Here is an 11,709-nt window from a genome sequence, read left to right on the forward strand (position 1 = left end):
ATAGTCATAGAGGGTAAAGTCTATGAGGAAATTTTGCAATTTGATGCTGGTTCTGCTTTGCGCAGTGATGCTGTCGGGGTGTAGATGAACTCGTGAAGCTTAAGGGACTCATGGAATCCGGAGTCATCACTGCCGAGGAGTTTGAGGCCCAGAAGAAAAAGATATTGGGAGAGTAAATGAATAAACCCAATTTCAAGGATTTAAATAATCTTATAAAGGCCATACATGATACAAATGCTGTCTTCATGCGTATTTATAATGACAAAGGTGCGCAGGAAGACAACATTAGGTATCTGTGCAATAAAATTGCGGCAGATTCAGCTCGGAAGTCGCTCTATGACATCTCGGCCGAGGAGTTGAAAAATGCAAAGGCGGGGATTCGAGTTCAGGCGCTGGCGGATGCGGGGTTTACAAGTTTTGGAAAAATCGCGGATGCGACGGATTATGAGCTCGCAGCGATTGACGGTATCGGAGAAAAACAGATAGAGGCCATCAGGAACATAGTTACTGAGGCTGCAAATAATCTCTCTTCAAGGGTTTCCATCAGATTAGAAGCAGATGGAAATCCTGCTGAGGGTGGGTACAATTTTGAACTTATCACGGCGCTTTCGGGATATATTAAGTGCGAAAAGATAAGAAGAGATAACAGGCCGGCTGCGGAAAATCTGAATGCTTATGCACAGAGGATTGAAAACAGCGGCATTATTAGAAACGGCGTTCGCTGGTTTTTTTCATCAAAAGCTTCAAAACAAAATACCGCTGATATGGCGGATAATATCTACGAGTTTTGTGACAGTGATTTCTTTAGGCGCATGCTTTCGGTGATCGATGATTATCAGAGAGTATTGAATACTTCAGCTTATGAGGCGACCGAAGCCTTCCGCGGAAACAGTGCGGATTTCTATGCTGTTCTTGAAAATCTCGGGAACATTTCAGGCAACAAACCTTTCATCTATGACAGTATTCCTGCGCAGCTCGCGGAGGAGATAGACAGTACGGTTCTTGATCTTAGCGGCTTTTTGGGGACGCTGCGCCCCTATCAGCTGTTTGGTGTGAAATATATTATTCACCAAAAGAAGGTGCTTCTTGGTGATGAGATGGGACTTGGAAAGACCATTCAGGCAATTGCGGCAATGTCCCATATACAGCAGACAGCGCAGAAGACCTGCTATTTTCTCATAGTTTGCCCCGCGAGTGTTCTTATCAACTGGGCGAGGGAGATTAAGAAATTCAGTAAGCTCGAGACTTACATAATTCATGGTCCGATGGCTGACGATGCCTTTTCAAGGTGGCAGGAAAAGGGCGGCGCGGCAATCACCAACTATGAGACCATAGGAAAGATCGTGGACAAAATCGATAACCACATGGGGCTTTCCATGTTGGTGATTGATGAAGCACACTACATGAAAAATCCTGATGCCAAGAGGACGATGTATATTAGAAGACTTGATAATGAGTCTGAGCGAATCCTTCTCATGACGGGAACGCCGCTTGAAAACAGGGTTGAGGAGATGTGCAATCTGATAGATTTTGTGCGTCCGGACATGACGCAGGAAGTACGGTCACTTGCGCATATTACGCATCTGCCGGAATTCAGGGAGAGCCTTGCTCCGGCTTATATCAGAAGGACCAGGGATCAGGTGTTAAAAGAGCTCCCTCCCATCGACGAGGAAGAGGAGTGGTGCGTTCCTACTCCGGAGGACCGCGCAGCCTATGCCGCTGCGGTAATCGGCGGCAGCTTTTCGGATATGAGAAGAGTCTCATTTCTTCAGGAGGATATGACCAAGTCCGCAAAATGCGGAAGACTTCTGGAAATTATGGAGGAAGCCTGCGATGAAGGACGAAAAGTTGTAATCTATTCATTTTTCAGAGAGACCATAGCGAAAGTTAATGCGCTCATGGGAAGTAAATGCGTGGGCGTAATAAGCGGCGATACCGGGGTTGAGAGGAGGCAGCAGATAATAGATGAGTTTACTCAGGCGCCCGGAGGAAGCGTTCTTGTATGTCAGATAATTGCAGGAGGTGTCGGACTGAATATCCAGGCTGCCAGCATCGTAATTTTCTGCGAGCCACAGATCAAGCCATCCCTTGAAAGTCAGGCGCTGTCGAGAGTTTATCGAATGGGGCAGGTCAGGAATGTACTGGTTTACCGGCTGCTTTGTCCCGATACCATCGATGAGGATATGATGGTTATTTTGCAGCAAAAACAGACCGAGTTCGACAACTACGCCAATGAGTCTGCTGTGGCGGGCGCTTATGACAATATCATCGATAAGGAATGGATTGAAAAAATAATCGAAAAAGAAACAATCCGTGTAAATCAGAACTAAATCGGTGTAAGAATAATGTACCTAAATATTTATGATAGATTAGCCTTAGAAGTTTATTAACGATTTTGTTTTTGAGGCAGGTGAATATATATGAAGGATGATAAGTCTAATGTTTATGATGTACCAAAGAGAGAAGGAAGTGTATGGCCGGAGGATATGTGCCCGGCTTATACCCCCAGAGAAGATGCTATACCCAGCATAAAGGGGTGTTGGTACTGTAAATATGCGGATTTTCATCTGAAGGAAGAGCGGGCCCTGGAGGTTGGAATTTGCAACTGGCCCAAGAAAGTAATTGATTAAATGGTGATGACCAATTGATTCAGGGAAGTGCTCAAATTTAAATTGGGAGTTTAAAGAAATGGGAAACGCGGGGACATTAAAAGAAGCAAATGCACTTAAGATAGCTATCTGCGACGATGACAAGGTGGATCGCGAGAGAGTCCATGGACTGGTGAAGGAATATCTACAGAAAAAGAATCAGAGCGCGGATGTCAAAGTGTTTGATCATCCCGATGAGCTTATAGAGGAGTGCGAGCAGTTCAGGCCTCATATTTATATTCTGGACATTGTAATGCCGATGGTCACGGGAATTCAGGCGGCGAGGGAACTTCGCTGGAATCAGCCTGAGGCGCAGATAATATTTGCAACATCCGAGAGCTCCTTTGCGCTTGAATCTTTCGATGTAAATCCGATCAACTATATCTTGAAACCCATTGAAAAGGAGAAGCTTTTTTCAACGCTTGATCTTGCAATATCGCGTGTGGATTTAGCGGGAGAAAAGTGCATAACCATTAAGGTTAAGGGCGGACTTCAGACTCTAAGAATGGATGAGATTCTTTATATCGAGTATCGAAACCATGTGGTTTCATATCATATGAGTACGGGGGATGTGGTTTCGACTCCGACGCTCAGAATCGGATTTGCGGAGTATATGGAGGAAAATCATTCCGGAAGTGATTTCGTAAGATGTCACGAATCGCTGGCTGTAAGCGTGGCTGCAATAGATAAGCTCACAAAAACGGATATCACTCTTCGCGGCGGAGAGATGATTCCGGTCGCGAAGAGCAGATATGCCGAGGTTATGGACAGATATATGGACTTCAGGTTCTAGAATTATATTTTTCAATAGTGCTTTTTATCTTTAATGCCGGTTTTGAAATGCCGGCAAGAGAATTACCTTTATTCAGCGTGTCTATGATGGCAGCGATGTATCTGCCCATATTCACGCTGTAATAATATTCTTTTTCAAGAAGCTCAGGCTTCTGATAGATCAGATTAGTTGTGAAAACCACCGGAGGCTATCATGTCGTCGATTACAATGACATCAAGTCCCTCCACGCTGCTTCCGCAAAAATCATGTGCAATGATGGGATTTGAACCGTCGACAATTCTGGTGTAATCGCGGCGCTTGTAGAACATGCCGATGTTTACACCATAGAGTGAAGCGAGGAATACCACTCTTTCGGTCGCGCCTTCATCGGGGGCTACGAACATAAGGTGATCGCTGTCAATTTTTATATCTTCATATTCTGTAAGAAGTGCCTGGGTGAACTGCAGCGAGGGAGAGATATTTTCAAGTCCCATGAGAGGAAGGACGTTCTGAATGCGCGGATCGTGGGCATCAAAGGTCACGATGTCGTGGACACCCATGTACTCGAGTTCCTTTAGCATCATAGCGCAGTCAAGGGATTCGCGGAGGGTCTTGCGATGCTGCCTTCCTTCATACAGGAAGGGCATGATAACCGTGATCCTGGAAGCGGTTCCGTTGCAGGCTGTGATAATTCTCTTCAGATCCTGATAGTGATCATCCGGGGACATGCGATTTAAGCTTCCGTCCATCTTGTAGGTGAGAGAATTGTTGCAGACATCCACCATGATGTAGATATCCTTATCCCTGACAGTTTCGCCAAGGATTCCTTTGGCTTCTCCGCTTGAAAATCTGGGACATTCGCAGGGTATCAGGAAGTCCTCACCACGCCATTCGTGAAGAACTTTATTAACCTTTTTTCCCATTCCGTAGGCTGATTCCAGTGCTACCAACCCAAGTTTTTTTTCCATAACGGCACCTCTTGTTTCTGCAGACATCAGTGGAGCTGCAGGAAGAACATGAATGTGGTCTCTACAGTTTCATGATACTATATGGAATATTAGGTTTGTCTTAAATATGTATTAAATTTCAGTGTCTGAAAATAATGGATAATCTCCCAATATTGAGTTAAAATATAATCACAATTTCGAGGTTTTAGGCTTAAATTTTATTACATGACGGAGGAGTAAATGGGGACAAAAACGGGGGCTCTCGATGCTTTTCGGGAGCAGATGAATGATTACTTTGTTGGGAAGGGTGACACAGTTGACAATGTGCTCTGCTGCTTTCTTGCCGGAGGGCATGTTCTTTTGGAGGATGTTCCGGGAGTAGGTAAGACCACGCTGGCCAGGACCTTTGCGGGGTCTCTCGGACTATCTTTCGGACGAATTCAGTTCACGCCGGATACCATGCCGGGCGATGTTACCGGTATGTCTGTCTATGACATGAAAAAGGGCGAATTCAATTATCGTCCCGGCGGCGTGATGAAAAATATTGTTCTTGCGGACGAGCTTAACCGAACATCACCTAAGACACAGTCGGCGCTTCTTGAGGCAATGGCGGAATCTCAGGTAACTGTTGACGGTCAGGCTTATCAGCTTCCGCAACCTTTCATGGTTATCGCCACTCAAAATCCTATCAATTTTTCAGGAACATATCCGCTGCCGGAGGCGCAGCTCGACCGCTTCATGATGAGGCTGTCAGTGGGCTATCCCTCTGCAGAGGAGGAGCTCAGGCTCGCCAGGGATAACATGAGCGGAAGAAAAGTCGAGGACGTGAAGGCGGTTCTTAATGCGGAGGATGTGACCGGTTTTAGGGAAGAGGTTTCAAAGATCCACGTTAGCGACGGCGTACTCGGATATGTACAGCAGATAGTTGCCGCCACAAGAACGGACAGTGGATTCTCACTCGGAGCAAGTCCCAGAGCGCTTCTGCATCTCTTACAGGCATCGAGGGCGAAGGCTTTCCTCGAGGGACGAAGCTTTGTTAAACCCGATGATGTAAAGAAGATGGCGGTGCCGGTTCTCTCACACAGGCTCATTCTTTCTACTCAGATGAGACTTCAGAAGAAGACAAGTAAAGATGTTTTGGAGTCTCTTGTTTTGAAGGTGAACATCCCCATGGAGGCGGATTATGAAAAATAAGGGGATGTTGATTTTAGCTGCACTTTTTGCTCTTTCGCTCGTCGGTATCTCGATGTTCGGAGGGGCTGTTACCTATGTCTTTTTCTGGACAGTGCTGCTCATTCCTGTGATTTCTTATCTGTATATTCTGTGCGTTATAATTTCACTTAAAATCTATCAGAAGACCGAGGGGCGTGACATGGTTTGCAAAGCGCCATCGGATTTTTATATTACTTTGCAAAACGAAGGCTGGTTTTCGTTTTCATCTCTTAGAATAATTTTCTATTCATCTTTTTCAGGGATCTCGGATATCAACGACGGCGCTGTCTATGAGCTTCCGCCGCATTCCTCCATTCAGAAAAAGACCAAGCTCCTATGTCGTTACAGGGGCGAGTATTATGTTGGAATAAAGAAAATAGTGGTGGGAGATTTTTTCGGAATATTCTCGTTTACCTATACTATAAAGGAGCCCCTCAGCGTAATCGTGGTGCCTGCGATGGTGCATTTATCAGAGCTTAAGGGGAGTGAACTTCTGTCGGATTCCGACCGCGACAATTATCAGAGGAAAACCGAGCCCGATATTCCCGTGCGCGAATATGCAGACGGCGACGACCTTCGCTTTGTAAACTGGAAAGCCAGCGCGATCTCACAAAAACTCATGGTGAGGGAGCGCCGCGGCGAGGAAAAGAGCGGTATCGCGATTGTGATGGATCCCGGAAGATATCAGAAGAGGATGGAGGAGTATCTGCCGCCCGAAAATAAGGTGATTGAGTGGGTGCTCGCACTTTCTTTTTATTATATGGAAAACAACATTCCCACGGAGATTATTTATAAGGCCGTGGAAGTGCAAAAGCTCCATGTAAGGGATGCGGGCGATTTTGATACGCTCTACTCAGAGATGAGCAGATTTTCATTCCGCGAGGACAACGATATGGATAAGCTTCTGGAGGAGCTGTACATAGGCGGCGGACTTGCGGGCTATCGGATGATCATCTTTGTGGCGCAGAGTTGGACTCACGAGGAGAGTGAGAGGGCAGATATGATCAATGCGGATCTGTCACCAATAAGGGTTTACCTTGCTCAGGACGAGAGCCTTGGAGATGTGGCGGATACTGTAAGCGGCAGATTTGACATCGTAAGGATTGGAGTCGATACACCGGCGGAGGCGAAGGCATGATAGTTGAGATTCTCTATGATCTGTTATTCATAATGCCGCTGTCTGTAGCGGTGTCATCCTTTACCCACGGGTATTTTGAACCCGAAGAGATGAAGAATGCGTGGATCGTGATTGCGGTAGGCACGACGCTTTATCTGCTTTTGATGAAGCATCTAAAGCTCCGGGGCAGAGCTGTGCTTGCGGGGATTTTGCTTGCTGCGGTGCTCGCTTTCTGGCTTATTGTACCCTCTGAGGACAGGATAGATGTGCTTCGTGAAAACTCCTGGATTTTCCGGGAGATGGCTGTTACGGCAGCAGTTTTTGTGGTGGGATTTTTCTCGGGAAAATATCGGAACCTGCGGATTCTCATTGCGGCGGGGGGATGCATATTTCTTGCATTGTCGCTCTTTACCGGGATGACGGTGGAAAAAATCAGCGTCTGTGTAATTTTGGTATATACGCTGCTGGTGGCAGTTGATGAGATTCAGAGATTCTCCGTAAAGGAAGGAGATACCGAACCGAGGAAACACCTGGTTGCGGTTTCACCTTTTTTAATCGTGGTATTCGCGCTTATTTCTGCGCTTGGAGTTTCGGATAAGCCCTACGACTGGGGGATTGTAAAGAGGATTTCCGGTTTTGTTGTAAGTGAATATGTCATGCTGAGTGAGAGCGTGTTTGGTGAAAACGGCTGGGATACAGGCTCTGCGGTGATCGGCTTTTCAAATCGCGGCGAGTTTGCGGGGGACCTCTCGGCGAATAAGAGAATCGTCATGAGACTGAAGTCGGGAAATGAGAATGACCCAAGGCTCTATCTTTCGGGGAAAACTTTTGATACCTTCGACGGTCACAGCTGGGATAAGAAGGATACCTCCGAGATGGATGAGCGCCTTGCGGATACTATTGAGACCGTGAGCTTTGCGCTTGATGAGATGGGCGAAGATCCGGTTACCGATGTCCTGAAAAGGGTTGCATTAACGATTGAGTACAAGGATATGCATACGAAATGTCTTTTCACGCCGGGTAAATATCTGCCTCTTGGCGATAAGTGGCAAAAGCGGCAGAATGAGGGTGGAGACATCGAATTTCCTAATAAAAGGGCTGCAAGAAAGCCTTACGATGTGGTGTTCTATCGCCTAAATAAGGATTCGGAGCTCTTTGATACTATTGCGAGGGATTCCCATGAGGTAAGTAAGGAGAGCTTTGAAGCGGCGAAGGCGGAGTGCGGCATAGACAGCGATTTTTCTTATGAGGATTTTCTTAAATATCGCGAAGCAGTTTATGCTAATTATCTGCCTAAGACAGTGTTGTCTGATAAGATGAGGGATTATGTCGACGGAATTCTGGAGGGTGCGGACTCTGATTATGAGAAGCTAAAGCGCCTCGAGGGGATGTTCGCGGAGTTTAAATATACGGAAAGCCCCGGTGAAATTCCGGATGAAGTGAAAAGCGAAGCCGATTTTCTAGATTATTTTATTTTGAATAAGAAGGAAGGGTACTGCAGCTACTATGCGACGGCGTTCGTGCTGCTTGCCAGGGCCTATGGGATTCCGGCGAGATATGTGCAGGGCTTCAATGTGCCGATGGGAAGGCACAGTATTGTGGAAGTGAGTTCGGTGCTTGCGCATGCCTGGCCGGAGGCGTATATTGAAGGCCTGGGGTGGATTGGTTTTGAACCCACGCCCGGGATGCGAAGTGATGTCGCTTGGGCGGTTCAGTCCGAGAGGGAGCTTCTGCTTGAGAAGGAGCGCGAGGCCTACCTGGCGGCGCATGCTTACTCCGAAGAAGAGGAAGAGACCTACGAGGAGCCGGTAGAGGAAAAGACCTCTATAAAGATAGACTGGTACAAGATTCTGATTCCGGTCTTTGCGGGAGTGTCGCTTACACTTTTGATGTTTGCACTGGACAGGCTTTTAAAGAGAAGGCGCTACCTTAGAATGAGCGAGCGCGGAAAGGCCACGACTCTTTGTAAAAACAGCATGGAGCTTCTGAGGAGACGGCATCTTGGACGAAGACAGGATGAGACCTTGAGCGAGTATGAGGAGAGACTTAGCGGGAAATTCAGCGCTGAGCTGCTTTCCTTCCTTGGAACGTATGAGGAGATTTTGTACTCCGATAGGGAGATCACAGAGCCTGAGAGAATTGAAATGGAGGAGAGGTTTTCCCGGTTGAAGAAATTCTGCTTCACACAGCGCAGAGCGCTGAGGGCAAGCGAGAGCTGATGTTTTGACAGGGGGAAACTTAGGATTAAGTTGGGGATTTTTGGAAGTAATGAAAAGTCGGGAGCTTTTGGAAGTAATGAAAAGCCCGGTACTTTTGAGAGTGATATAAATAGGAATGGCGGGACCGGAGGGGCTTTCTTGACAGCCTTCTATGCGTTCTGCTTTTCGTTGATTTTATTTTTGGCGCTGTGCCTGGTGCTTCATATAACTCCGTTTGGAAATCGCACATTTTTGTACGAGGACATGAAGCAGCAGTACGTGGATTTCTTTTCCTACTATCACAATGTGTGGCATGGGAAGGACGGTTTTCTGTACTCCGAAAACTGCGGGCTCGGCGCGGAAATGTTCGGCATCTGGGCATACTATCTTACGAGCCCGTTTCTTTTGATGTTCATCTTTATTCCCGAGCAGTACTATGCCACCGCAGTGACCTTTCTTATCATGCTGAAAATGGCATCGATAGCTTTTGGCATGTCGATATTCTTGTCGCATGTGGGGAGGAGAGCTGATGAGCGTTGTGGTTTTTGCTTGGTTCTGCTCAATCTGCAAATATCGGTTGCCTTTGCGTTTTGTGGTTGGACTGTCGCCAACATGACAAATATCATGTGGCTTGATGCTGTGATCATGCTCCCTATTGTGGCAATGGGTTTCGATAAACTGATTCACCATGAGAAGCGGGGAATGCTTTTGTATGTGCTCTCTGTAATGGTGATGATTTTTGTGAATTATTATATCGCGGCGATGGTGCTGATTTTCCTTGGAGTGTTCGCGGTATTGTGGGTGCTGTTTGGTAAGGCTGATACCCTGAAGGGCTTTGGGAGGTTTTTATGTGGCTCTGCGATTGCGATTGCTCTGGATGTCTGGTTTCTGGTGCCCACAGTCATGTCTCTTATGGGAAGTAATAAGGATCATTCCGGTCCGATGATGGAAGCTTTTCAGAAATATCTTCCATCTTCCGAAGCGGTGGGGAGATATCTGTCACCCCTGGATGTGCTGCCCAAGCTTTTTACAATGAGCTATGACACGATGGAGATTATGGATGGCATGCCCAATATCTATTTTGGCGCAGTTTTGATAATGCCATGCATTCTGTTTTTCCTAACTTCAAAAATAAGTGTTAAGGTAAGAGCTCTCTTTGGTTCATACCTTATAATTGTGCTCGCATTTTTCTGCATAAAACCGCTTAATACGCTGGCTCACGGCGGAACCGAGGCCTATGGATATCTCTACAGATATTCATTTGTCTTTTCATTCGTGTGTCTAACCATGGCTTATCTGGCTATGTGTCAGCAAAAAAATAATCCGGGGAAGATTCATCCGGGAAAGATTGCGATAGCAGGGATGATTACGCTTGCTTTGTATGGAGTTGCTTCGTTATCGCATGTGAGATTTCTTGGAGGGAAAGCTCTTTTCCTGAATTTAATGCTTATTCTTGCAGGTGGAGCGGCAGTGGTTATGTGGGGCTGTTTTTATAAAAAGGATGAACAACGCTCTGAAACAGATGAAAATATTAAAGATAATGATGTGGAAAGATTGTCTCAGATAGAGAAAATATCTGGCACTGATAAGTTTGAATTCTGTGCACTTTTGATTCTGGGGCTCGTTTTGGCGGCGGATCTCTCTCTTAACTTTATATGTGTGTACAGAAATTCTTCGATGAACGGCGAGACTGCGTCACGAAACAGGATGAAGTGCATCCAGACGGAGGCAGCGCTTAGAATTATCAGAGACCGGGAGGCGGAGAACGGTGAGGCCTCGGTCGGCAGCGAGAAGACTGGCAGCAGTAAGGCTGCGGCAGATAGCGGTAATTACAGAATTGAGTCGCTTAGTCCCAGGACTCCGAATGAAAGCCTTCATTTTGGGTACAGAGGAACTACGACTTACAATAGCCTTCTGAAGGTTGAGAACAGACTTTTCATGTACAGGCTCGGCTTCAACGATAACGGTCTTTATACGATGTATGACAATTGGAATACAAGCTGCGCCGATGCGATTCTGGGGATAAAGTATCATATAAATGACAGTTCGACGCACAATGTGATTACGAATGAGTATGCACTGTCGGCGGATCTCATTACGGATAAGACGATTCCGGGACTTATGGAGATTATTGAGTCGGCGGCAAATCCTTTTGAAGCGCAGGAGCTTTTGTGGAATTATTTCACGGATGCGGAGGATGAAGTTTTCATAAAGGCAACATGTGAGCCGGCGGATGGTGAGTTTGAGTTTCTGGTTACCCCGAACCTGGATGGCGAGCTGTACTTCTACATGAACCGCGAGGGGACGAATGAGCGCTCGCTTGAGATCAGGCTTGAGGGCGAGAGTCTGTGCGGCTATGGTAATGCGTCCTGTCAGAAGGTTGTGGATCTTGGCTATCATAAGGCGGGTGAGAAGCTTCATCTTGTGATCGTCGATAATGATAATCTGGGTTACCTTCCGGATGAGCCGGTGGTGGTGACAGAAGATTTGGAAATTCTAAAAAAAAAAGAGGCCTCTGGCATATGTGTGGAAGCCTACGCACCTTAACAACATAACAATATATACTTGAAAAGCCATCTGGCTTTCCTTAAAGTGTAGCTGACTAAGAAACACAAAAGGAAAGGATCCAGATGACTTCAGCTACTACTTTATTCAAGGAACTCTTAAATGTCAATGATACGATTATTGATGATATCAAAGTCTCAAAGAACCACTATGATGAAAAGGTTCTTATAGCCAGGATTCATCCTCGCAAAGGGCAGCAATGGAAATGCCCTATATGTGGTAAGCGATGCAAGGTTTATGACCAGCCATA

General features: G+C 46.3%; 9 protein-coding genes and 1 pseudogene. 9 read left to right on the forward strand and 1 reads right to left on the reverse strand.

Going from position 1 to position 11,709, the window contains the following annotated elements:
* Nucleotides 1-92: 92 nt before the first annotated feature.
* The 4 genes from BLR42_RS24245 (at nucleotide 93) to BLR42_RS14540 (ending at nucleotide 3,441) form a co-directional block, all read left to right on the forward strand.
* Nucleotides 93-176 carry an SHOCT domain-containing protein gene (locus tag BLR42_RS24245; protein ID WP_091870578.1) on the forward strand — a complete coding sequence of 28 codons (84 nt, stop codon included), beginning with the start codon at nucleotides 93-95 and terminating at the stop codon, nucleotides 174-176.
* Complete coding sequence (locus tag BLR42_RS14530) at nucleotides 177-2,330, forward strand: SNF2-related protein (RefSeq protein ID WP_091870580.1); 2,154 nt, start codon at nucleotides 177-179, stop codon at nucleotides 2,328-2,330.
* Nucleotides 2,331-2,420: 90 nt separating this feature from the next.
* Nucleotides 2,421-2,630 carry a hypothetical protein gene (locus BLR42_RS14535; protein WP_091870583.1) on the forward strand — a complete coding sequence of 70 codons (210 nt, stop codon included), beginning with the start codon at nucleotides 2,421-2,423 and terminating at the stop codon, nucleotides 2,628-2,630.
* 58 nt (nucleotides 2,631-2,688) lie between these two features.
* Nucleotides 2,689-3,441, forward strand: a complete 753-nt coding sequence (locus BLR42_RS14540; protein WP_091870585.1) for a LytR/AlgR family response regulator transcription factor — start codon at nucleotides 2,689-2,691, stop codon at nucleotides 3,439-3,441.
* On the opposite strand, the pseudogene BLR42_RS14545 reads toward BLR42_RS14540, so the two are convergent.
* Nucleotides 3,431-4,388, reverse strand: a pseudogene (locus BLR42_RS14545) (ribose-phosphate pyrophosphokinase-like domain-containing protein). The gene BLR42_RS14540 and the pseudogene BLR42_RS14545 sit on opposite strands and share 11 nt — an antisense overlap.
* 219 nt (nucleotides 4,389-4,607) lie before the next feature.
* Here BLR42_RS14545 and BLR42_RS14550 point away from each other — a divergent pair.
* From BLR42_RS14550 to BLR42_RS22370, 5 genes are all read left to right on the forward strand, one after another.
* A complete protein-coding gene (locus BLR42_RS14550) occupies nucleotides 4,608-5,561 on the forward strand; it encodes an AAA family ATPase (RefSeq protein ID WP_091870588.1) in 954 nt (317 codons plus the stop codon).
* Nucleotides 5,551-6,717 carry a DUF58 domain-containing protein gene (locus tag BLR42_RS14555; RefSeq protein WP_091870590.1) on the forward strand — a complete coding sequence of 389 codons (1,167 nt, stop codon included), beginning with the start codon at nucleotides 5,551-5,553 and terminating at the stop codon, nucleotides 6,715-6,717. The genes BLR42_RS14550 and BLR42_RS14555 overlap by 11 nt, the downstream gene beginning before the upstream one ends.
* Nucleotides 6,714-8,915: a transglutaminase TgpA family protein gene (locus BLR42_RS14560; protein ID WP_091870593.1), complete on the forward strand. Its 2,202-nt coding sequence runs from the start codon at nucleotides 6,714-6,716 to the stop codon at nucleotides 8,913-8,915. Before BLR42_RS14555 ends, BLR42_RS14560 begins: the two co-directional genes overlap by 4 nt.
* A gap of 30 nt (nucleotides 8,916-8,945) precedes the next feature.
* The gene (locus BLR42_RS14565; protein ID WP_170832803.1) at nucleotides 8,946-11,441 is read left to right on the forward strand and encodes a YfhO family protein; all 2,496 of its coding nucleotides are present in this window, start codon (nucleotides 8,946-8,948) and stop codon (nucleotides 11,439-11,441) included.
* 83 nt (nucleotides 11,442-11,524) lie between these two features.
* The coding region (locus tag BLR42_RS22370) for a hypothetical protein (RefSeq protein ID WP_207648554.1) at nucleotides 11,525-11,709 on the forward strand (185 nt) is incomplete at its 3' end.

Source organism: Butyrivibrio sp. INlla16 (assembly GCF_900104155.1).
Taxonomy (GTDB): domain Bacteria; phylum Bacillota; class Clostridia; order Lachnospirales; family Lachnospiraceae; genus Butyrivibrio.

What these genes read in the sequence shown, in the direction of transcription:
- BLR42_RS14555 (WP_091870590.1), top strand. Translation starts at nt 5,551, where the DNA reads ATGAAAAATAAGGGGATGTTGATTTTAGCTGCACTTTTTGCTCTTTCG.
- BLR42_RS14540 (WP_091870585.1), top strand. Translation starts at nt 2,689, where the DNA reads ATGGGAAACGCGGGGACATTAAAAGAAGCAAATGCACTTAAGATAGCT.
- BLR42_RS14550 (WP_091870588.1), top strand. Translation starts at nt 4,608, where the DNA reads ATGGGGACAAAAACGGGGGCTCTCGATGCTTTTCGGGAGCAGATGAAT.
- BLR42_RS14560 (WP_091870593.1), top strand. Translation starts at nt 6,714, where the DNA reads ATGATAGTTGAGATTCTCTATGATCTGTTATTCATAATGCCGCTGTCT.
- BLR42_RS14535 (WP_091870583.1), top strand. Translation starts at nt 2,421, where the DNA reads ATGAAGGATGATAAGTCTAATGTTTATGATGTACCAAAGAGAGAAGGA.
- BLR42_RS14530 (WP_091870580.1), top strand. Translation starts at nt 177, where the DNA reads ATGAATAAACCCAATTTCAAGGATTTAAATAATCTTATAAAGGCCATA.